Source organism: Arthrobacter sulfonylureivorans (assembly GCF_022637435.1).
Lineage (GTDB): Bacteria > Actinomycetota > Actinomycetes > Actinomycetales > Micrococcaceae > Crystallibacter > Crystallibacter sulfonylureivorans.
Map to the genome: position 1 here is coordinate 3,350,597 of NZ_CP093326.1, position 21,501 is coordinate 3,372,097.

Sequence of the window (21,501 nt, forward strand, 5' to 3'; positions counted from 1 at the left end):
GGCCAAGGTGGTGGGAGCAGGTACGCGGCGGCCGGAAGACGCCGCCGCGGCGGCCGAAGCCGACGTGCCGCAGACCACAAATAGCTTAACACTCAACACTTGTTGCCTGCTGGGCAAGTGCGGGTCGTTCCGCTGGCACTCATGCTCTCCGGTCACGCCTTGCCCTGGCCTATCCACGGCGATGGCTCGCAAGCCTAAGATCGTGGTGTGGACATCGTGGAAACCATCCTTCCGGGCGTCGGCATCCGTTATGACTTCACCGCCAATTCCGGGGTCAGCCTCGCTCTGGTTATTGACCGGGAGGGCGGGGCCGACCTGTTCACGTTCGACGAGGACGATCCGGACCGGGCGGTCAGTCGTCTCCAGCTGGAACCGGAAGAAGCGTCACAGCTCGCAGAACTTCTCGGCGCCCCGCGGATAACCCAGCGCTTCGCCCAGCTCTCCAAGGAAATTCCGGGGCTGGAAACCAGACGCATCACCGTTCGACCTGACTCGCCCTACGCGGGCCACCCCCTGGGCGACACCAAGGCCCGAACACGGACGGGCTGCTCCATTGTGGCGGTCATCCGCGGGGAGTCAGTGATCACCGCGCCGACTCCGCAGCAGCGCCTGCTGTCCCACGATGTCCTCATCGTTGTGGGTGGAGCCGACGGGCTGTCCGCGGTTGAAGAACTGATCAGTCCACCGCCAACTGGATAGCCGTGGGCCGCCGTGCAGCATCTCTCGCTTCTGCTCATCGAACTGGGGATACTGTTCGCCGTCCTTTCCGGGCTCGGTCTCCTCGCGCACCGGCTCGGCCTTTCGCCGATTCCGTTTTACCTGCTGTCCGGGCTGCTCTTCGGCGAGGGCCGGCTGCTGCCGGTGAACGCGGCGGGCCCCTTCGTGGAGGCCGGCGCGGAGATCGGCGTCATTCTTTTGCTGCTCCTGCTCGGGCTCGAATTCTCGGCGACTGAACTGATGCACAGCCTCCAACGACACCGAAGTTCGGGCTTGGTGGATTTCCTCCTGAACGCTGTCCCCGGATTCCTGTTCGGCCTGCTGCTGGGACTGCCATGGCAGGCGGCTTTGGCCCTGAGCGGGGTCATCTGGGTCTCTTCGTCCGGCATCATCGCCCGGCTGCTCGATGATCTCGGACGCTTGGGGAACAGGGAAACTCCGGCCGTCCTGTCGGTGCTCGTGCTCGAGGACATTGCGATGGCCCTGTACCTGCCGATGCTTGTGGTTTTCCTCTCCGGCGGCGGGGCCTGGCAGGCAGCCGGCGGCGTTGCCCTGGCGCTTGGCGCGGTATCCCTGATCATGGCCGCGGCGCACAAGGCGGGGCATAGGGTGGGGCGCCTGCTCTCCCACCCGCAGGACGAACAGGTCATGCTGCGGCTGCTGGGCATTGCGCTGGTGGTGGCCGGGATCGCCGAAGGGGTAGGAGCCGGAGCGGCCGTCGGTTCCTTCTTGGTCGGTATCGCGATTCCGCAGAGTTTTGCGGACCGCGCACGGCAGATCCTCAGCCCTTTACGTGACCTGTTCGCGGCGTTTTTCTTCCTGACCTTTGGCTTGTCTCTCAGTCTGGCCGACGTGTTGCCGATCCTGCCTGCGGTGCTGCTGTTGGCGGTTGTCACCACCGCCACCAAGCTCGGCAGCGGCTGGTATGCGGCGGGGAAGGAGGGAGTCCACCTCCGCGGACGACTGCGGGCGGGGGCCGCCCTGACGACCCGGGGCGAGTTTTCCGTGATCATAGCCGGGCTGGCGGTTGCAGCCGGCTACACGGAGGTCGGCCCCTTCGCTGCTGCCTATGTTCTGATTCTGGCCGTGGCCGGCCCCCTCCTCACCCGATTCATTGACAGCTGGACAGACCCGAACCGGCGCAAACGCCCGCATTAGGAACCCGGGACGGCGCCACCCGCTAACAGGCCGCCCTCCCCCGACCAGCTACAATGGAGGTTGCGAAGGGGAGTAGCTCCACCGCCGCGCGGCAACGCGCACGGGCGTGGAGGCCTGTCGACATACTGGCCAGCATGAGCGGCCCGGCAGTCCACCTGGGCGCACGAAAAGGCACGGCCTGATCCTGCGCCGAGGCGAGCGAGACCTTCGGTCAGTTGATTGTTAACTGACCGGAGATCATCGAACCGTCTCCGGTCCGACTCAGGAGCAGCGTGACAACGAGCCCCGATCCAGCCGGCCCCAACCCTCTGGACCCCCACGCCGACTGCCAGGCACCGCCGTCGAAATCCGACATCAGGCTATGGCGTCGCTACTTGGCCGACGAACGTGCCGAAGCCGCCATCTACCGTGACCTGGCCCAGCGCCGCGACGGCGAGGAGCGCGAGATCCTGCTAGCCCTGGCCGAGGCGGAAGGCCGGCACGAAAAGCACTGGCGCGACCTGCTGGGCGAGCACGGCGACCAACGGCTCCGCCCGTCCTTCCGCCGCACTGTGCTGCGCGTCCTGGCCCGCCGCTTCGGCTCGGTGTTCGTGTTGGCCCTGGCTCAGCGGGCCGAAAGCCGCTCCCCCTACGCGACCGAACCCGCGGCCACCGAGGCCATGGCCGCCGACGAGCTGATCCACGAAGAGGTCATCCGCGGTCTGGCCACCCGCGGTCGGGCACGGCTCTCCGGCAACTTCCGTGCCGCGGTCTTCGGCGCCAACGACGGCCTGGTCTCCAACCTGGCGTTGATCATGGGCATCGGTGCCACCGGCGTATCGAGCGGGTTCATCCTGTTCAGCGGCTTCGCCGGACTGCTGGCCGGCGCACTCTCCATGGGTGCCGGCGAATACGTGTCAGTCCGCTCCCAGCGGGAGCTGCTCTCCGCCACCCGACCCACCCAGATCACACTGCAGGCGGCACCGGACCTGGATCTGAACGCCAATGAACTGGTGCTGGTGTACCGCGCCCGCGGCATGACCCCGGAAGCAGCCGAGCACCGCGCCGCCGAACGAATGGGCTATTTGGACTGCGACTGCGACCCGAGCCTGTCGCTGCAAGCGCCGGAGACCTACGCGAACGACTATCAGGAGATCGGCACCGGCTGGAATGCCGCTGTATCCAGCTTCCTGTTCTTCTCCTCCGGCGCGCTGATCCCGATCCTGCCGTACATCTTCGGTCTGCAGGGCACCGCGGCGGTGGTGGTCGCGCTGATTCTGGTCGGCCTGGCGCTACTGGTGACCGGCGGCATCGTGGGACTGCTCTCCGGTGCGTCACCGGTCAAGCGTGCCCTGCGGCAGCTGGCGATCGGCTTCGGCGCGGCGCTAGCCACCTACGTGTTGGGCTCTTTGTTCGGCACCGGCACAGCCTGACCCCTCGGCCCCGGCCGGCCAGTTCATCTGCCGGCCATCTGGCAGACACCTACCGTTTGCCCCAAGGCTTGGTTACTCTGAGGCAAGCGGGGCAACGATGCTCCCGCTGTCCGCCATGCGAGGGGGACCATGAGCTGGCCGCCGACCGACGGCCCGGGCGAGGCGCCGGGTCCAAGCCGGCCCGTGCCCAGATCCCGGACCGGTCGAGTGCCGCAGTGGGCCTTGGCCGAGTCCGACGGACGCCCGAGGCCTGATGACGCCGCGGAAGAGCCGGAGGTCTGGGTCAACCCGACCGCGCGCCAGGGCCCGGTTCCGTGGCGGCAATCCGTCCGGCCACTGCCGTCGGTGCGGCACGTCTCGGCCGCTCGGCCGCAGCTGAAGCCCAGCGGCGGTCCGTCACCGTTCGGCAAGCTGATCCTGCTGGCCGCCATCGCGGCTTTGGTGGCCTGGGCCTTCATCTGGCTGGGCCAGCCGCGGCTCGCGTCGACGGTGCAACCCAGCGGGACGGCTAACGCCGCCCCGTTCGACGGAGGATCCACGGCCGAGGGTTTGGGCCACGGCGGGTTTCCGCCGTCGGGCGTCGACATCGCGGAGTCGCCGCTGGGCGTCCCCGCGCCGCTATATGAGGAGAGCAATTCGTATCGCTTCCTCGCGTCGCCGTCCGCGGGTCAGGACTACATCGCCTACGACCCGTGCCGCCCGATCCGTTACGTGGTCCGTGCGGCGGACTCCCCCGCGGGTGGCACGGACCTGGTTCACCAGGCGGTGGAACGCGTCTCCGCTGCCACCGGCCTGCAGTTCATTTACGAGGGCACCACCACCGAGCGGCCCACCGAGCGGCGCCCGTCCTACCAGCCGGACCGCTACGGCGAGCGCTGGGCCCCGGTGCTGATTGCCTGGTCCGATCCCGAGCACAGCCCCGCACTGGCCGGCCCCACGATCGGTCTGGGCGGCAGCGGCTGGGCCTCGCGGGGCGGGGTTTCCGCGTATGTATCCGGACAGATAGAACTGGACACCCCGCAGTTCCGCCAGCTGCTCGGTGCCCCCGCTGGCAAGAATTCCGCCCGGGCCATCATCATGCACGAATTGGGCCACCTGATCGGCTTGGACCACGTCGATGACCCCAACCAACTGATGTATGCGCAGGCCTCCCACGACATCCTGGAATTCGCCGACGGGGACCTCTCCGGCCTGTCCTTGCTGGGCCAGGGCGAGTGCGTTCCGGAGCTATAGGGCGCCGAGCGTGCCGCCGCTGCTGGAGCGGCGACACGCTGCGGGGCGGGTGCTACCGGTGGCCTGCTTCGGCTCCGCGCAGATCCGTGTTCGCCGGATGATTGCCCTCGGTCTCGGCGGTGATCATCACGTTCCCCTCCGAAATTGCCTCCGGCATGACATCCGGTTCCAGCGTCGTGGCCAGCGGCTTTTCCACCACGAAGAGGCAGAGCACGGTGGCGGCCAGGGCCAGCGGGACCATGTAGAGGAACAGTGGCATCAAGGCTTCGTTGTAGGACGCGACGATGACGTCGTGCACGGGTGCCGGCAGGTGCGCCACCATGTCCGGAGTCAGCGAGTTGCCGCCGCCCGTGGCTGCGACCGCGGCGGTCGGCAGCCGGTCGGTCAACAGGTCAACCAGGCGGTGGGCGAACAGGCTGCCTACGACGGCCGAACCGAGCGTGGCGCCGATCTGGCGGAAGAAGTTGTTCGCCGCCGTCGCCGTGCCCACCTGCCGCAGCGGAAAGGAGTTCTGCACGATGAGCACCAGGATCTGCATGTTCAGGCCCAGTCCAAGACCGAGCAGGCCGAGATAGACGCAGAGCACCCAGACACCCGTATCTGCATGAACAAAGCTCATCAGCAGCAGGGCAACCGCCACTATGGCGGAGCCGGCCACCGGCATCCACTTGTAGCGGCCGGTCTTCGACACCAGGATGCCGGAGAACATCGATGAGGCCAGCAGCGCCGCCATCATCGGGATCATCAGCAGGCCGGCCGCGGTTGCAGATACCCCGGTAGCCATCTGGAAGTAGGTGGGCATGTAGCCGAGCGCGCCGAACATGGCCACGGAAACCAGCAGGCCCGCGATGGTGGTCATGATGAAGTTGCGGTCGCGGAACATGGACATAGGAATGATGGGCTCGGCCGTCTTCCGTTCCACCAGCACGAACCCGACGGCGGCCAGCACGGTTCCGGCGATCAGCCCGATAATCATGGGATCCGACCAGGCGTAGGTGCTGCCGCCCCAGCTGCTCACCAGGACCAATCCGGTAGTTGCAGCCGCCATCAGCAGCATGCCCCAGAAATCCAGCTTCGGCCGCATCGTCACCGGCCGCGACTTCAGGAAGAACAACGCACCAATCAGCGCCAATACACCCACGGGCAGGTTGATCCAGAAGGCCCAGCGCCAGCCCGGCCCCTCCGTGAACCAGCCGCCCAGCAGCGGGCCCACCACGGAGGCCAACGCAAAGACGCCACCCATGGCCCCCATGTACTTGCCGCGTTCCCGGGCGGGAACCACATCGGCGATGATGGCCTGTGACAGGATCATCAACCCGCCGCCACCCAGGCCCTGGACCACGCGGGAGGCAATCAGCCATCCCATGTCCGGGGCCAGGGCACCGATCACGGAACCGACCAAGAACACGATGATCGCGCCGACCAACAGATACTTGCGTCCGATCTGGTCGCCCAGCTTGCCGTAGATGGGCATCATGATGGTGGCCGCCAAGATGTAGGCGGTGATCACCCAGAGCATCAGGTTGGCGCCGTTCAGTTCGCCCACGATGGTGGGCAAAGCGGTTGCCAGGATGGTCTGGTTCAAGGCCGCCAGCATCATCGACATCATCAGCGCGACGAACACCAGCAGCAGGTTGCCATGGCTGTGGCCAGGCTTCCCCGGCTGGGACGGTTTGGATGCCGCTGGGCGCTGTTGCGCCTGCAGGCTCTCGTTTGTCATTCGGATTCCTTTAGGACTGCACGCAACAGGGCCAAGCTGTGCTCGAGGGCCTCGGTCTGCGATTCCAGGGTGGGTTGGGACATGGTTTTTTGCATGGCAAAGCGAAGTGCTGTGCCTGCCGTCAGCACAAGCATGCGGGCGGTGTCTTCGGCGGTGTACTGCCCGCCGACGGGGTGAGCGGCCAGAATCCGTTCGGCGTCCGCGAGCCGGTCCGAGTCGGCGAGCAGTTCGGAAACAGCCGTGGTTACCAACTGCTCCACCTTGATCACGTACTGGACGCGGCGGTGCAGCAGGTGCGGGTACTTGTGCATGATGCGGTGGCGAATCGCATCGTCTCCGCCTTGGATGGAACGGGTGACCGCCAGCATCAGCTTGCCGACTTCGTCCAGCAGGTTGGCGCGGACGTCGAATCCGGACAGCATGGCATCGTCGAGCACCGGCTCCCGAAGGCCGAGCACCGCGTCTTCCTTGCACGGGAAGTAGTTGAAAAACGTGCGCGGGGAAACCCCGGCTGCGTCGGCTACCCCGTCAACTGTGACGCTCTCAATTCCGTCTTGTAGCGCGACCTCGGCTGCGGCATCATGCAGCGCGGCCCAGCACTCGGCGCGCTTACGCTCACGCAAGGAATTTAGTTGACTCACCGAACCAGTGTGCCAGTGGCCGAAAACATTCACAAGTGCAAACTTGCACTCCTGCAAAAACTTAGACGAACATCACACCCGTCGGAGCCGCTGTCCAGAAAGGATGGGGGATCACCCTCAGCGCGCATCACTCACCGAGGAAAGCGCGTGTCCCAGTGGGATGGGTAGTTTCCATAAGCGCGCACCACCGAACCAGAAACGAGCGAAGTGGGTCAGTGGGACGGGCAGGTTTCATGAGCGCGCACCACCGAACTAAACGAGCGAGGTGGCTCAGTGGGATGGGCAGGTTTCATAAGCGCGCATCGCCGAGCGAGGAACGAGGGAGGTGTCTAAGCGCGTTGAAATCTGCCCATCCCTAGACACAAGGCCTACCGCAACACCACAGTCCGGTTCCCGTGCAAAATGACCCGTCCCTCGCAGTGCCACTTGACCGCATTCGTCAGCGCCTTGCACTCGGTATCGCGGCCCGCAGCCACCAGATCCTCGGGGCCGAACGTATGGTCCACCTCCACCGTCTGCTGGGCGATGATCGGGCCCTCGTCGAGTTCGGCGTTGACGTAGTGGGCGGTGGCACCGACTGTTTTGACGCCCTTTTCATACGCCTGGTGGTACGGCTTGGCGCCCTTGAAGCTCGGCAGGAACGAATGGTGGATGTTAATGGTGCGCCCGGTCAGTTCCCGGCTGAGGTGGTCGCTGAGCACCTGCATGTAGCGGGCCAACACCACCAGCTCCACGTCGTGCGCGTCGATCAGCTCCAGCAGTTCGGCTTCGGCGGCAGGTTTTGTATCCGGCGTGACCGGCACATGGTGGTACGGGATGTTGTGCCATTCCACTAGACCCTTGTGGTCCAGGTGGTTGGAGACGACGGCGACGATCTCCACCGGCAACTCGCCCATCCGGGAACGGAACAGCAGGTCGTTCAGGCAGTGCCCGAACTTGGATACCATCACCAGCACCCGCCGCTTGCGGCCCTTGGGTTCCAGCTGCCAGGCCATGCCGTATTGCTCGGCCAGCGGCGCAAAGGCCGCGCGCAACTCCTCGGTGGATGTGGCCCCGCCGTTCTGCCCGGCGAAGTCCGTGCGCATGAAGAAATGCCCGGACCGCCGGTCGTCGAACTGCGTGAGTTCCTGGATGGTCTGCCCATACTCCACCAGGAAGCCGGAGACGGCATGCACCAGGCCCAGCCGCTCCGGGCAGTCAAGCGTCAGGATGTGCTCATTATGGATCGACATGGTGTTCCCGTTCTGGTCAGCATTCAACGACGTTCACCGCCAGCCCGCCGCGGGACGTCTCCTTGTATTTGGCCTTCATGTCCGCCCCGGTATCGCGCATGGTCTTGATCGCCATGTCCAGGGATACCCGATGGTCGCCGTCGCCGGCCAGCGCCAGCCGCGCGGCATTGATGGCCTTCACGCTGGCAATGGCATTGCGCTCGATGCAGGGAATCTGCACCAGCCCGCCTACCGGATCGCAGGTGAGGCCCAGGTTGTGCTCGATGCCCACCTCTGCGGCATTCTCCACCTGCTCGGGAGTCCCGCCCAGCACCGCACAGAGGGCACCCGCAGCCATCGAACAGGCCGAACCGACCTCGCCCTGGCAGCCGACTTCGGCCCCGGAGATCGAGGCGTTGGTCTTGAACAGGATGCCGATGGCGGCCGCGGTGAGCAGGAAGTCCACCACCGCGTCGTCGTCGGCGCCGGGCACGAACCTGGTGAAGTAGTGAAGCACAGCGGGCAGGATGCCGGCCGCGCCGTTGGTGGGCGCGGTGACAATCCGGCCGCCGGAGGCGTTCTCCTCATTGACCGCCAGCGCGTACAGGTTCACCCATTCCATCGCCCACAGCGGGTCCGCGTCCGGCGTGCCCTCCGCGGCACGCGCCGCCTCGGCGGCACGCAGCCTCCGCCGCAGTCCCGGAGCACGACGGCGGACCAGCAGTGAGCCGGGCAGCCTCTCCTCGGTGCTGGTGCAGCCGTTTTCGACGCACTCCTGCATCACGGCCCAGATCCGCAGCAGCGCGGCCCGAAGTTCTGCTTCGCTCCACCAGGTGAGCTCGTTGGCCAGCATCACGCCGGCGATGGACGTCCCGGCCTCGCGGCAGCGGGTCAGCAGTTCGGCGCCGCTGCTGAACGGATAGGGGATTTGCCCGCCGCCCGCGGTACCAGGCTCGGTCGCATCGGTGGGCTCGGTGGCATCGGTCGCGCCCGTGGCACCGGCCGCGTCCCCGGCCGTTTGCTCGGCCTCCTCGGCAGGCACCACGAATCCGCCGCCCACCGAATAAGAGGAGGATTCGCGCAGCGGCGAGCCACCGGCGTCGTACGCGGTGAAGGTCATCCCATTCGGGTGGGCCGGCAGCGAGCGGCGGCGGTGCAGCACCACATCCGCAGCCCGGTCGAACTCCACCACGCGCGTGCCGGCCAGGCGCAGCTTCCGCCCGGCCACCGCCTCCTCCACCTGCGCATCCGCGGCATCCGGATCAACCGTCTCCGGGTCCTCGCCTTGCAGGCCCAGGATCACTGCCTTGTCCGATCCGTGGCCGGCCCCGGTGGCACCGAGCGAGCCGAACAGCTCCGATTTCACCCGGGCTACTGCATCCAGCAGCCCGTCGGCCGCGAGCGACTCGGCGAACTGCCGGGCCGCACGCATGGGGCCCACCGTGTGCGACGACGACGGTCCGATGCCGATCGAGAACAGGTCCAGCGCGCTCAGTGCCATCTCAGTCCACCTCGGGGGCGGCGAACTCAGTCATGGCATCCAGCAGCCAGCGGGCCGTGTAGTCCGCGAACGAGGCCCGCGGCATGATGCGATACACCTGGCCGCCGTCCTGCTCCGCGGTCTGCCACAGCAGCACCGGCACCGGGCCCAGCTGGGTGGTGATCGCGGTACCGGGACGGAAGTTGCGCGGGTGCAGGTCCGCGTGGCAGCCCTTTTCCAGCACCAGCCGTGCCGACGGTCCGGAGAGTTCCAACGTGGTGCGGTTGGCCGAAAGGTCGACGACGGCGCCCGGCTCACCGCCGAGGGCGGCGGAGAGGTCCGCGGTAACATCAGTTCCCTCGGGCCCGACCAGCAGGAACTCGTCCGGCCCCAGCCACAGGATGGCGGTCGAGCCCGCGCTGCCGGCAACCTCGCCGTGGCCGGCCGGCAACGGGAGTGCGGCGGCGGCTTCAAGCGCCCTGGCGCCGGCCGTCCCCGGTTCGGCCCGCAGGCCGACCATGTTCAGGAACGGGATTTCGCGTAGGCTGACACCGCGTTCGCCGGCGACGGCGCCCTGGCGGATTGCCTCGGTCAAGTGCGCCAGCGGGCTGCGGCGCAGTGCTGCAATATCGGTCATGACCTGTTCAGCCATCACGACGGCTCCCTTCGGGGTCGTAGAGTACGGGTTCTGCGATGACGACGTCCACCAACTGCCCGTTGACGGGAGCCTGTAGCGTCTCGCCAATGCGGTTGCGGCCGTTCTTGATCAGGGCCAGGCCGAAACTGCGGCCCAACGCGGCGCTGTGGTAGCTGGAGGTCACATGTCCCTCCATCGGCACCGGTGCCTCTGCGGGTGCGATGAGCGTGCCTTGGTTGACCAACTGCGCGCCCTCAGGCAGGCGGAACGTTTTGTCCACCGGCAGCACCCCGACCAACTGCTTGCGGTCCTCGCGCTGGTTGTCCACGCGGGTGTAGGAGCGCTTGCCCACAAAGTCCTTGGCCTTGGAGACCACCCATTCCATCCCGGCGTCCTGCGGAGTGACCGTGCCGTCCGTGTCCTGGCCGACGATGATGAAGCCCTTCTCCGCACGCAGCACGTGCATGGTCTCGGTGCCGTACGGGGTGATACTGAACTCCGCACCGGCCTCGGCCACGTCTTCCCAGACCTTCAGCCCGAACCAGGAGGACACATTGATCTCGAATGCCAGCTCGCCGGAGAACGAGATCCGGCAGACGCGGGCCGGGATTCCGGATGCAAGCGTGGTTTCTTTGAACGCCATGAAGGGGAAGGCGTCGTTGTCCAGGTCCAGCTCGGGCGCCAGCTTGGCGATGACCGCGCGGGACTTCGGGCCCACGACGGCCACCGTGGTGTACTGCTCCGTGACCGAGTTGCAGACGACGTCCAGTTCCGGCCATTCGGTCTGCAGCCACTCCTCCAGCCAGTCCAGCACCTTGGCAGCACCGCCGGTGGTGGTCGTCATGAAGTAACGGTCCTCGTTCAGGCGCAGCGTCACGCCGTCGTCGAAGATCATGCCGTCCGGCGTGCACATCAGCCCGTAGCGGCCCAGGCCCGGCTTCAGTTTCTTGAACGCGTTGGTGTACATCCGGTTCAGGAATTCGCCGGCGTCCTTGCCGCGGATCTCGATCTTGCCCAGCGTGGTCGCATCCATGAAGCCAACGGATTCGCGGACCGCGGCGCATTCGCGCAGCACCGCGGCGTCCATGTCCTCGCCCGGCTGCGGGAAGTACCAAGGCCGCTTCCACTGTCCCACGTCCTCGAACAGGGCGCCGTGGGCGACGTGCCACGGATGGATCGAGGTCAGCCGTGCCGGGTCGAAGAGCTCCCCGCGCTGCCGCCCGGCCAGGGCCGCGAACGCCACCGGAGTGTAGGGGGCGCGGTAGGCGGTGGTGCCGATGCTTCCGACGTCGGGATTGTTCAGTGCCGCGGCGATGACACCGATGGCGTTGACCCCGGAGGTCTTGCCCTGGTCATTGGCTGTGCTGATCGAGGTGTAGCGCTTCACGTGCTCCACGCTGCGCATTCCGGCGCCGGTGGAACGCAGCACGTCGGCGACAGTCTGGTCACGCTGGAAGTCCACGAAGTGGTTCTTCCAGCCGGCGGTCTCGCCACCGGGGGCGGGAACCAGCCACAGCGGCCGGATCGGGGTGACGGTTTCCGCGGCAGCCGCCGGGACCTGCGGGTCCACACTGAAGCCGGCGCGGGTGGCTGCCTCAGCGCCGGCGGCTGCGCCTTCCTGCAGGCTGCCGGCCAGATCCAGGGTGCCGTTGCCGGCTCCGGCGGTCTGCTGGTCCTTCACCGCACGGCCGGGCACGAAGGTCGCCAGGTCCTCGTTCCACGACAGCCGGCGCTCGCGCTGGCTGTGCAGGTGCACCACCGGATTCCAGCCGCCGGAGACCGCCAGCAGGTCAGCGTCGATCGTTTCCGGTTCCCCTGTCAGCTGCCCTTCGGCGTCCAAACTGCTGACGACGATGGCGCTGACCCTTCCGCCGTCGTTCTTGCCTTCCGTATCCACCACGGCACTTCCGGTGATCACTCGGGTGCCGGCCGTGCGCACCGTTTCCGCGGCGTCGCCGCCGATCTCCGTGCGCGCCTCCACCACAGCGGCGACCTCGATGCCAGCCGCGGACAGGTCGGCGACCAGCTTGTAGGCCGAGTCGTTGTTGGTGGCGACGACCACCTTGTTGCCGGCGGCCACCGCGTACCGGTTGAGGTAGCCGCGCACGGCGGAAGCCAGCATGATGCCGGGGCGGTCGTTGTTCGCGAAGACGATGGGACGCTCGTGCGCGCCGGTGGCGAGCACCACTTGCTGAGCGCGGACATGCCAGATGCGCTCGCGAGAGACACCGGCTCCCAACTCGCCGGCCAGATGGTCTGTGCGGCGCTGGACGGCCACCACGAAGTTGCTGTCATAGCTTCCAAACGCAGTGGTGCGGGGCAGGTAGGTCAGCTCTTCGGCGGCGGACAGCTCCCCGGCCGTTTGGGCCACCCACTCCTGCGCGGGCAGGCCGTCGATGGTTTCGCCGCGGCCCGACAGCAGGGAGCCGCCGGCCTCGGGCTGCTCATCCATCAAGATCACGCGGGCACCGCTCCGGGCTGCCTCGCGTGCAGCGGCCAGACCGGCCGGGCCGGCGCCGACTACCAGCACGTCGGTATGCACGTACTTGCGGTCGTAGACGGCCTCGTCGGTCCGCGGATCCAACTGGCCCAGACCGCTCAGCAGCTTGGCATCCATCCCGTCTGTCAGCTCGAGGGCTGTCGCCGGCAGCATGGACTCGTCAACGTGCCCTGGGTAACGGGCGCTGACCTTGACCAGGGCGTTGGGCTCTTCCACTCCGGCTGACATGATGCCGCGCGGGCGGCCGAGGTAGAGCGAGTTGCCCACCGTGACCTTGCCGGCCGCCAGCAGCGCGGAGGCCAAGGTGTCCCCGGCGTAGCCCGTGTAGGGTTCCCCGTCGAGCGTGAAGCTCAGCGGCTTGTTCCGGTCGATCCGGGCAGCGGCTCCGGCGGGGGCGGCAAGCCGCTGGGACTGGTTGGCGGGGTTGCTGGGGGCGGTCATTTCGCTCCTCCTTCGGCTGGCTGGGCCTTGGCGCCTGCCAGGCCGCCGAGGTCGATCGGTGGTTGCTCGCCGGGCTTGTACACGGCCTTGAATTCATAGCTGACGGTGTCGCGCACCGCGTTGAACCAGCGCCTGCAGCCGGTGCTGTGCACCCAGCGTTCGGCAAAGAGGCCCTTGGGGTTGGCACGGTAGAAGAGGAACTTGGCCCACTCCGCGTCGCTCAGTTGGTTCGGGTCTGCCGGGTAGGCCACGTGGGCCTGGCCGCCATAGTGGTATTCGGTTTCGTCGCGCGGCCCGCACCAGGGGCATTCGATCAGAAGCATCTTGGTCTTCCTTCCTAGTGGGCCACGGCGGCGGCGCCGTGTTCGTCGATGAGGTGGCCGGTCTCGAACCGGTCCAGGGCAAAGGGAGCGTTCAGCGGGTGCGGCTCATCAGTGGCGATGGTGTGGGCGAACGTGTAGCCGGCGCCCGGTGTGCCCTTGAATCCGCCGGTTCCCCAGCCGCAGTTCACGTAGAGCTGGTCGATCGGCGTTTTGGACACGATCGGCGAGGCGTCCATGGTGGTGTCGACGATGCCGCCCCAAGTCCGCAGGACGTGGGCGCGGGCGAAAATCGGGAAGAGCTCGACGGCGGCCGCCATCTGCTCCTCGATGACGTGGAAAGCGCCGCGCTGGCCGTACCCGTTATAGGTGTCGATGCCCGCACCCATGACCAGTTCGCCCTTGTGCGCCTGGGAAACGTAGACGTGGACGTGATTGGACATGACCACCGTGGGGTGGACCGGCTCGTGCAGCTCGGAAACCAACGCCTGCAGCGGGTGGGACTGGATGGGCAGCTCGAAGCCGGCCAGTTCGGCCAGTACCGAGCTGTGTCCCGCGCCGGCCAGGCCCACCTTGCCGGCGTTGATCCGGCCGCGGCTGGTCTCGACGCCAACAACCCTGTCGCCGTCCTTGATGAATCCGGTGACGTCGCAGTTCTGGATGATATCCACGCCCATTTCGTCGCACTTGCGGGCGAAGGCCCAGGCCACGTGGTCGTGCTTGGCGATGCCGGCGCGGGGCTGGTAGGTCGCGCCCATCACCGGGTAGCGGATGTTGTCCCCGGTGTTGATGATGGGGCACAGCTCCTTGATCTGGTCCGGGGTAATCCACTCCGCGTCCACGCCGTTGAGCTGGTTGGCGTTCACCCGGCGGATGCTCTCGCGCACATCCTGCAGGGTGTGCGCCAGGTTCATCACGCCGCGCTGGGAGAAGAGGAAATCGTATTCGAGCTCCTCCGGCAGTTGCTCCCAGAGTTTGAGCGAGTGCTCGTAGATTCCCGCGCTCTCGTCCCACAGATAGTTGGAGCGAATGATGGTGGTGTTGCGAGCCATGTTGCCGCCGGCCAACCAGCCGCGCTCTAGCACCGCGATGTTGGTCATGCCATGGTTTTTGGCCAGGTAGTAGGCGGTGGCCAGGCCGTGGCCTCCGCCGCCGACGATCACGGCGTCGTAGGAGGATTTCGGCTCCGGATTCCGCCAGAGGAAATCGGGATGCTCGGGCAGCAGATCGGCCATTATTCGGCTCCGTTCGGCTCGGCGTTCAGGTTGGGGTACAGCGGGAACTTCTCCGCCAGCACGGCGACGCGGCTGCGCAGTTCGGCCAGCAGGTCCGCGGCGGGTTCGCGGCTCAGAGCGGTGGCGATGATGTCGGCCACCTCGGTGAATTCGGCGGCACCGAAGCCGCGGGTGGCCAGCGCCGGCGTTCCGATCCGCAGGCCGGAGGAAACCATCGGCGGGCGCGGGTCAAAGGGCACGGCGTTGCGGTTCACGGTGATGCCGATGGAGTGTAGCCGGTCCTCGGCCTGCTGGCCGTCCAACTCGGAGTGGCGCAGGTCCACCAGGACCAGATGCACGTCGGTGCCACCGCTGACCAGGCTGATGCCGGCGGCGGCAACGTCGTCGGCCAGCAGGCGCTTGGCCAACAGCTGTGAGCCTTCCAGCGTGCGGCGCTGCCGGTCGGCGAATTCCTCGGAGGCGGCGAACTTGAAGGCAACTGCCTTGGCCGCCACGACGTGCTCCAGCGGGCCGCCCTGCTGTCCGGGGAACACCGCCGAGTTGATCTTCTTGGCCAGCTCCTGCTTCGAGAGGATGACTCCCCCGCGCGGGCCGCCCAGCGTTTTGTGCGTCGTGGTGGTGACGACGTCGGCGTAGGGCACCGGGTTCGGGTGCAGTCCGGCGGCGACCAGTCCGGCGAAGTGCGCCATGTCCACCATCAGGTAGGCGCCCACCGTGTCCGCGATGCGGCGGAAGGCGGCGAAATCCAGCTGCCGGGTGTAGGCGGACCAGCCGGCCACGATCAGCTTCGGCTCATGCTCGACGGCGAGCCGCTCAACTTCGGCCATGTCGATCTGGTGGTCCGTCTCGGACACTCCATAAGAGACGACGTTGTAGAGCTTGCCGGAGAAGTTGATCTTCATGCCGTGGGTCAGATGCCCGCCGTGCGCCAGGTTCAGACCCAGGATGGTGTCGCCGGGCGTGAGCAAGGCGAACATTGCCGCCGCATTGGCCTGGGCACCTGAGTGCGGCTGGACGTTGGCAGCCTCCGCACCGAAGAGCTCCTTCACCCGGTCGATGGCCAACTGTTCGATCACGTCCACGTGCTCACAGCCGCCGTAGTAGCGTCGCCCCGGGTAGCCCTCGGCATACTTATTGGTCAGCACCGAACCTTGGGCTTCCATCACCGCAGTGGGGGCAAAGTTCTCCGACGCAATCATTTCCAGCGTGGACTGCTGGCGTTCCAGCTCGCGGCCAATGGCTGCGGCAACCTCGGGATCCGCGGCGGCCAAGGTGGCGGAAAGGGTGTTCGCCATCCGATGACTCCTTTGAAGAAACTGTTCCAACACGACTAATGTGTGACTGATATATCAGAACTGGTTGCAATAGTATGATGGGCATCACAGCGAGTCAAGAGGTCCTGCTTTAACAGCCGGCCTGGACCGCCCGCCCGACAACCAGGCCCCCGGCCGAGCAAGGAGCACCATGAGCATCACAGCCGAAACCGATGCCGGCATCGAGTCCCTGTCGCTGGCGGAACAGGCCTACCGGGCCCTGCGGGACAAGCTGATCATGCTGGACATCCGGCCCGGCGCTCCGATCAACGACGGCCAGCTGGCGGCCCAGCTAGGCTTCGGCCGCACCCCTGTGCGCGAGGCCCTGAAGAAACTGGAGATCGACCACTTGGTCATCTCCTATCCGCGGCGCGGCACCTTCGCCACCATCGTGGACATCACCGAACTGGCCGCGGTTTCGGAGCTGCGCCGCGTGCTGGAACCACTCGCCGCCCGCAAGGCCGCGGAAGCTGCCGGCGCAACCCTGCGCGCGGAACTCTCCCAGCTAGCCCGGGAGATCGAGAAGCTCGACGACGACCGGCCGGAAAAGCATGACCTGATGCGCTACGACCTCAGCGTGCACCGGGCCATCTACCGGGCCGCCGGCAACCCGTATCTGGAGGACACGCTGATCCGGCTGGACAACCTGGCCACCCGGATCTGGTGCCTGGTCCTGGACAAGGTGCCCTCCGTCGCCGGCCACATCACCGAGCATGTGGAACTGCTGGACTCAATCGTCGACGGCGATGCGGACCGCGCATCCGGCCTCGCCCTGGAACACATCACCAGCTTCGAAAAAACCATCCGCGCCGTGTTGTAGCCCTGCCAGTCCTTAGACGCCGACTTCTATCGGCGACGGATTCTTCGCCAGGTGCACTGCCAAAAAGAGTCCGGGTAATTTTGCACTGCCGCGCGGGTCGCCGCCGATCAGCTCGAATATTTTGCGCAGCCGCTTGTGCAACGTTTGGCGCTCAATAAAGAGGGTGCGGGCAGCCTCGGCAGAATTACATCCGCTGATCAGCCAGGCGTCGAGGGTACCGAGCAGCCGCGTTCCCCGTCTGCTGTCATAGTCCAGCAGTTCGCCCAGCAACTCCTGGGTGATGCGTCCGCCCACCGGCCCGGAAAGCTCACGGGCGGCCAGCCGTTCGAGGAGGAAATCCTCACAGTCGCGGAGGTTGGACTCCAGATCGTCGGGAGCCCCCACCGCTTGGGTGAGACGGGCTTCAACCACCGACGAGTGAGCATGCAGCACCGTGGCCACGGTTGGGCCCACGGCGCCCGCCACCGCCAGACCGCGAAGGTCGGCTCGCAATCCTTCCAGCATCTGCCGTCGCTCTTGGCGCGTCCCGCTCACACTGAGCTGGACCATGGCCCAGAGGCTTTCGCCGTCCAGATAGGTCAGGGCTTCGGGGCAGCGGGTCCTGAGGATTTTTTCTGCCACTCCCCGCACACTGGTGAACCCGATCCGGCGAAACACCATGACGCAGGTCGGCTGAACCGTCGACACGCCGGCCCCTGTGCACAGTTCGTGAATCTGGGAAGCACCTGCCCCGCCGACTACAGCCCGCATCAAACCGGTGTGGGCAATCTGCTGCGCTGTTGGCCGGTGCTGCTGGGAAACGGCCAATGCCAAAATGCTGCCGATCCGCTCCCCCACCGTCTTCAACAATTCGGGCGGGACGTCCTCCCGGCTTTGAAGCCGGAGCCGGGCGGACACCAGACTGCCAACAAAAATGTCGGATTCCACATTGACCGAAGTGGAATCAGGAGGGAAGCCGCCGGCAAATTCCAGGACGCTACCACTGGGATCCAGCAGTGCCACCTCGATCCGCAGCGCCTGCGAGACGATCTCGATCAATGGGCTAAGTGTCGGACCCGACGTAGCAAGGTGTTCCGCTAGACGCTGCGAGAGGGAATCCGCGGTCTGCAGGGCCGTGACGTGTTCGGCTACGACCTTCCGGTTAACCTCCTCCGCGATTTCCACGAACGGCACCACGCGCCGCAACTCGATCAGCGGCAGCCCGACCTCCTCGGCCGCTTGGACGAGTTCGGCGGACAGGGAGCGGCCAGAACCCGCAGTTTGAATCGCCAAGGCCGTCACGTGCCGCGCAGCCAGGCTCCGGACGTACTCGTGTTGCGCGGCAGGCCGGAGGTTCAACAGGGCATCCCCGCCGCTGAGCAGCAGTTCTTGACCGCGCAGGAGCGGCGCAATTTCGAGGACTTCGCTCGAATGGACCCATCTCACCGTGCCGGCGGGAATCAACGCTTTGCCCGCACGCACCAACGGACTGGCGCGCTGCATCACTTCCAGCTCCAGCACATCCGACAGCTTAACAACCATGGAAAACTCTCATCTTTAGGCACACGGGCCGACACCATAGCGACAGAGTGTCGCCGGTTGGACCCCTAAGTGGTTACGTTCCGAATATACGCTGTGAGTTGCATCACCTCTACTCTGGATGAAGGCCTGCTCCGCTTCCCGTTCTAATTCGCTAGGAGAACAGCCATGAGCCAGAGATCCGCCACCAAATCCGAGCAAAGCACTCATCAAGTAGAAGACATCCTTCAGCCGGTTCCCGAATCGGCCCGCACCACCAAGCTCTCCGGCCAGTTCTGGATCTGGGCAGGCGCCAATGTCGCGCCGATCAACTGGATCCTCGGGGCCCTGGGCATCAGCCTGGGCCTCAGCTTGGCCGATACGCTCACTGTGCTGATCGCCGGCAATGTCATCGGCATGCTCGGGTTTGGCTTCTTCGTCATTCTGGGGCAACGCACCGGCGCCACCGGCATGCTCCTGGCCCGTGGGGCTTTTGGCCGCCGCGGCGCCTACTTGCCGGCGGCCATCCAAGCCGTGATCGCCATTGGCTGGTCTGCCGTCAACACCTGGGTGATCCTAGATCTCATCATGGCCTTGTTCGGAATGATCGGCTGGGTCGACCCCACGCAATCGAACCTGGGCTGGCGGATCGCCACAGCGGCCGTGATCATGAGCATCCAAGTAGCCATTTGCTACCGCGGCTACCGGGCCATCGCCCGATTCGAGCGCATCACCATGCCGCCGACGGTCCTGGTGCTGATCGCCATGTCGATCGTGGCCTGGACCCAGCTCGACATTGACTGGTCCTACCAGGGCCCTGTCGGCGAGGTGCTCACCGGAATGCCCCGGATCGCCGCCATGTCCTCCATCATGACCGCCATCGGCATCGGCTGGGGAATCGGCTGGTTCACCTACGCCCCCGATTACTCCCGCTTCGTCAGCAAGAAGATCCGGCCGTCCAAGCTCTACATCGTCAGCGTCTTGGGCCAGTTCCTCCCGGTTGTCTGGCTCGGTGTGCTCGGTGCAAGCCTGGCAACAAAGAATGGCAGCGCGGATCCCGGCCAACTCATCGTCGAAAACTACGGTGCCTTCGCGATCCCGGTCATCCTGCTGGTGATCCACGGTCCGATCGCCACGAACATCATCAACATGTACACCTTCAGCGTCGCCACGCAAGCCCTTGACATCAAGGTCTCCCGCAAGAAGCTCTCTATCCTGGTGGGTTGCCTCGCCATGGCGGCGGTCATCGGTTTCATGTTCGCGACCGACTTTGCCCACCTGCTGCACAACTGGATCATCGCGATCGCAGCGTGGGTCGCCACCTGGGGCGGCATCATGGCCGTGCACTACTTCGTTTTCGAGCGCCGCCACAAGAACTTCAGCTACCTGTTCCGCTCAGTTGAAGACACCCAACTCAAGGCCTTCAACCCGTCAGCCTTTATCGCTTTCTTTGCCGGCATCTTCATGACCTGGATGTGCATGTACGGCTCCGTCCCCGTCCTGCAGGGACCGATCGCCACCGCGGTAGGCGGCATCGATTTCTCCTGGCTCGGCGGAACGGTGACGGCTGCTGGCGTCTACTTCTTCCTCGGATACCCCCGGTTCCGGTCCCGCATCGCCGCCGGCATTCCACTGGGCCTCAAGGAAAGCAGCTCCGACGAGGAGTTCTTGAAGAACTACGGAAGCTGCGAAACAGCCCTGACTGACGCTGAAGAGTCTGTCCACCCGGACACTCCTCCCGCTCCCGAGAACCGGACAGTCGCACCTACCCCCTAAGACCACTACGACCTCATGTACGAACTGCACTAAAGGAGAACCCATGACCATCGCCCCCAGCTCAGCCAACAGCGTTTCCGAACTCGAGCGCCTGAAGGTCCTGCACAACGGAGAAAAGCAGCAACTGACCTTCTCCGATGCAGAGTTCGAACGCCGCCTGACCGGCCTGCGCGCCATCATGGCCGCCAAAGAGCTCGACGCCGTCATCCTCACCAGCTACCACGGCATCAAGTACTACTCGGACTTCCTGTACACCACGTTTGGCCGCAACTACGCCCTGGTGGTCACCGCCGATGACTCGGTCACGGTCACCGCGAACATCGACGCCGGCATGCCGTGGCGCACCAGCTACGGCGAGAACATCGTCTACACGGACTGGCGCCGTGACAACTTCTACTTCGGCCTGCAGGAAGCCCTGCGCCAGCGCGGCGTCAGCGCCCGCCGCCTGGGCGTCGAGGACGACGCCCTGCCGCTGATGACCCGCCAGCGCATCCAGGCCGCCTTCGAGGGCGCCGAACTGCTCGACGTCTCCCAGGACGCCATGCGCCAGCGGATGATCAAGTCGGCCGAGGAAATCGAGGTCATCAAACACGGCGCACGGATCGGCGACCTCGGCGGCGAAGCCATCAAGGCCGCCATCCGCGAAGGCATCAGCGAATACGAAGTGGCTCTGATCGGCACCGAAGCCATGGTGCACGAGATCGCCCGCACCTTCCCGCACCGCGAAGTCCGCGACACCTGGGTCTGGTTCCAGTCCGGCATCAACACCGACGGCGCACACAACTGGGCCACCACCCGCAAACTGCAGCGCGGGGACATCCTGTCCCTGAACTGCTTCCCGATGACCTCCGGCTACTACACCGCCCTGGAACGCACCCTGTTCCTCGGCGAGCCGGACCAGCGCTCCCTCGAACTGTGGAACGTCAACATGGAGGTCCACCGCCGCGGCCTGGAACTGATCAAGCCCGGCGCCGTCTGCAAGGACATCGCAGCCGAGCTGAACGAGATCTACATCGGCCACGGCCTGCTGCCGAACCGCACCTTCGGCTACGGCCACTCCTTCGGCGTCCTCTCGCACTACTACGGACGCGAAGCCGGCCTGGAACTGCGCGAGGACATCGACACCGTCCTGGAACCCGGCATGGTGGTTTCCATGGAACCGATGATCACCGTCGCCGACGGCGAACCCGGCGCCGGCGGCTACCGCGAACACGACATTCTCGTCATTAGCGAAGACGGCGTCGAAAACATCACCAAATTCGGCTTCGGCCCGGAAAACAACATCATCCAGGCCTGACCCTCACGCTGCTGTGGCGGGACCGCTCGGTCCCGCCACAGCAGCACCATATCCACGGCTTTATAAGGGCCTGTCCCCGCGGCCGGACCAGCA

At 65.9% G+C, this 21,501-nt stretch carries 17 protein-coding genes; 7 read left to right on the top strand and 10 right to left on the bottom strand.

Translation table 11 applies throughout. The features are described from left to right. Positions 1-207 precede the first annotated feature (207 nt). The 4 genes from MNQ99_RS15530 (at position 208) to MNQ99_RS15545 (ending at position 4,520) form a co-directional block, all read left to right on the top strand. A complete protein-coding gene (locus MNQ99_RS15530) occupies positions 208-699 on the top strand; it encodes a cation:proton antiporter regulatory subunit (RefSeq protein ID WP_127515575.1) in 492 nt (163 codons plus the stop codon). Between the two features lie 12 nt (positions 700-711). After that, positions 712-1,875, top strand: coding sequence for a cation:proton antiporter (locus MNQ99_RS15535; RefSeq protein WP_241913575.1), 1,164 nt, complete (start codon positions 712-714; stop codon positions 1,873-1,875). Between the two features lie 272 nt (positions 1,876-2,147). Continuing rightward, positions 2,148-3,287 carry a VIT1/CCC1 transporter family protein gene (locus MNQ99_RS15540; RefSeq protein ID WP_422387468.1) on the top strand — a complete coding sequence of 380 codons (1,140 nt, stop codon included), beginning with the start codon at positions 2,148-2,150 and terminating at the stop codon, positions 3,285-3,287. A gap of 129 nt (positions 3,288-3,416) precedes the next feature. Beyond that, on the top strand, positions 3,417-4,520 hold the full coding sequence (locus tag MNQ99_RS15545; protein WP_127515581.1) for a matrixin family metalloprotease: 1,104 nt from the start codon (positions 3,417-3,419) through the stop codon (positions 4,518-4,520). Between the two features lie 52 nt (positions 4,521-4,572). On the opposite strand, the gene MNQ99_RS15550 is transcribed toward MNQ99_RS15545, so the two are convergent. From MNQ99_RS15550 to glyA, 9 genes are all read right to left on the bottom strand, one after another. After that, on the bottom strand, positions 4,573-6,240 hold the full coding sequence (locus tag MNQ99_RS15550; RefSeq protein ID WP_127515583.1) for an MDR family MFS transporter: 1,668 nt from the start codon (positions 6,238-6,240) through the stop codon (positions 4,573-4,575). Continuing rightward, positions 6,237-6,863 (bottom strand): TetR/AcrR family transcriptional regulator, encoded by a 627-nt coding sequence (locus tag MNQ99_RS15555; RefSeq protein ID WP_241913576.1) that lies wholly within the window; start codon positions 6,861-6,863, stop codon positions 6,237-6,239. Before MNQ99_RS15555 ends, MNQ99_RS15550 begins: the two co-directional genes overlap by 4 nt. Positions 6,864-7,249: 386 nt before the next feature. Continuing rightward, on the bottom strand, positions 7,250-8,113 hold the full coding sequence (gene purU / locus MNQ99_RS15560) for a formyltetrahydrofolate deformylase (RefSeq protein WP_241913577.1): 864 nt from the start codon (positions 8,111-8,113) through the stop codon (positions 7,250-7,252). Positions 8,114-8,129: 16 nt separating this feature from the next. Beyond that, a complete protein-coding gene (locus MNQ99_RS15565) occupies positions 8,130-9,593 on the bottom strand; it encodes an L-serine ammonia-lyase (protein ID WP_241913578.1) in 1,464 nt (487 codons plus the stop codon). 1 nt (position 9,594) lies between these two features. Continuing rightward, entirely contained in the window at positions 9,595-10,224 is a 630-nt protein-coding gene (locus MNQ99_RS15570; protein WP_127515591.1) for a sarcosine oxidase subunit gamma, read from the bottom strand. After that, positions 10,217-13,150, bottom strand: coding sequence for a sarcosine oxidase subunit alpha family protein (locus MNQ99_RS15575; RefSeq protein ID WP_241913579.1), 2,934 nt, complete (start codon positions 13,148-13,150; stop codon positions 10,217-10,219). Before MNQ99_RS15575 ends, MNQ99_RS15570 begins: the two co-directional genes overlap by 8 nt. Further along, positions 13,147-13,473 carry a sarcosine oxidase subunit delta gene (locus tag MNQ99_RS15580; RefSeq protein WP_127515595.1) on the bottom strand — a complete coding sequence of 109 codons (327 nt, stop codon included), beginning with the start codon at positions 13,471-13,473 and terminating at the stop codon, positions 13,147-13,149. Before MNQ99_RS15580 ends, MNQ99_RS15575 begins: the two co-directional genes overlap by 4 nt. Positions 13,474-13,487: 14 nt before the next feature. Then, on the bottom strand, positions 13,488-14,705 hold the full coding sequence (locus tag MNQ99_RS15585; protein WP_241913580.1) for a sarcosine oxidase subunit beta family protein: 1,218 nt from the start codon (positions 14,703-14,705) through the stop codon (positions 13,488-13,490). Then, a complete protein-coding gene (gene glyA / locus MNQ99_RS15590; RefSeq protein WP_241913581.1) occupies positions 14,705-16,000 on the bottom strand; it encodes a serine hydroxymethyltransferase in 1,296 nt (431 codons plus the stop codon). Before glyA ends, MNQ99_RS15585 begins: the two co-directional genes overlap by 1 nt. Before the next feature lie 169 nt (positions 16,001-16,169). Between glyA and MNQ99_RS15595 the strand changes: the two genes are divergently transcribed. Beyond that, positions 16,170-16,838: a GntR family transcriptional regulator gene (locus MNQ99_RS15595; protein ID WP_241913582.1), complete on the top strand. Its 669-nt coding sequence runs from the start codon at positions 16,170-16,172 to the stop codon at positions 16,836-16,838. 12 nt (positions 16,839-16,850) lie between these two features. Here the strand turns inward: MNQ99_RS15595 and MNQ99_RS15600 are convergent, their stop codons facing one another. Next, entirely contained in the window at positions 16,851-18,359 is a 1,509-nt protein-coding gene (locus tag MNQ99_RS15600; protein WP_241913583.1) for a PucR family transcriptional regulator, read from the bottom strand. Between the two features lie 165 nt (positions 18,360-18,524). Here MNQ99_RS15600 and MNQ99_RS15605 point away from each other — a divergent pair, with 165 nt between their 5' ends. Beyond that, a complete protein-coding gene (locus tag MNQ99_RS15605; RefSeq protein WP_241913584.1) occupies positions 18,525-20,111 on the top strand; it encodes a purine-cytosine permease family protein in 1,587 nt (528 codons plus the stop codon). 43 nt (positions 20,112-20,154) lie between these two features. Beyond that, a complete protein-coding gene (locus MNQ99_RS15610) occupies positions 20,155-21,408 on the top strand; it encodes a M24 family metallopeptidase (RefSeq protein WP_241913585.1) in 1,254 nt (417 codons plus the stop codon). Positions 21,409-21,501: the final 93 nt, after the last annotated feature.

Excerpts from the sequence above, each read along its gene's own strand:
- MNQ99_RS15545 (WP_127515581.1), top strand. The coding sequence starts at position 3,417 with ATGAGCTGGCCGCCGACCGACGGCCCGGGCGAGGCGCCGGGTCCAAGC.
- MNQ99_RS15550 (WP_127515583.1), bottom strand. The coding sequence starts at position 6,240 with ATGACAAACGAGAGCCTGCAGGCGCAACAGCGCCCAGCGGCATCCAAA.
- purU (WP_241913577.1), bottom strand. The coding sequence starts at position 8,113 with ATGTCGATCCATAATGAGCACATCCTGACGCTTGACTGCCCGGAGCGG.
- MNQ99_RS15565 (WP_241913578.1), bottom strand. The coding sequence starts at position 9,593 with ATGGCACTGAGCGCGCTGGACCTGTTCTCGATCGGCATCGGACCGTCG.
- MNQ99_RS15570 (WP_127515591.1), bottom strand. The coding sequence starts at position 10,224 with ATGGCTGAACAGGTCATGACCGATATTGCAGCACTGCGCCGCAGCCCG.
- MNQ99_RS15575 (WP_241913579.1), bottom strand. The coding sequence starts at position 13,150 with ATGACCGCCCCCAGCAACCCCGCCAACCAGTCCCAGCGGCTTGCCGCC.
- MNQ99_RS15580 (WP_127515595.1), bottom strand. The coding sequence starts at position 13,473 with ATGCTTCTGATCGAATGCCCCTGGTGCGGGCCGCGCGACGAAACCGAA.
- MNQ99_RS15585 (WP_241913580.1), bottom strand. The coding sequence starts at position 14,705 with ATGGCCGATCTGCTGCCCGAGCATCCCGATTTCCTCTGGCGGAATCCG.
- glyA (WP_241913581.1), bottom strand. The coding sequence starts at position 16,000 with ATGGCGAACACCCTTTCCGCCACCTTGGCCGCCGCGGATCCCGAGGTT.
- MNQ99_RS15595 (WP_241913582.1), top strand. The coding sequence starts at position 16,170 with ATGAGCATCACAGCCGAAACCGATGCCGGCATCGAGTCCCTGTCGCTG.
- MNQ99_RS15600 (WP_241913583.1), bottom strand. The coding sequence starts at position 18,359 with ATGGTTGTTAAGCTGTCGGATGTGCTGGAGCTGGAAGTGATGCAGCGC.
- MNQ99_RS15605 (WP_241913584.1), top strand. The coding sequence starts at position 18,525 with ATGAGCCAGAGATCCGCCACCAAATCCGAGCAAAGCACTCATCAAGTA.
- MNQ99_RS15610 (WP_241913585.1), top strand. The coding sequence starts at position 20,155 with ATGACCATCGCCCCCAGCTCAGCCAACAGCGTTTCCGAACTCGAGCGC.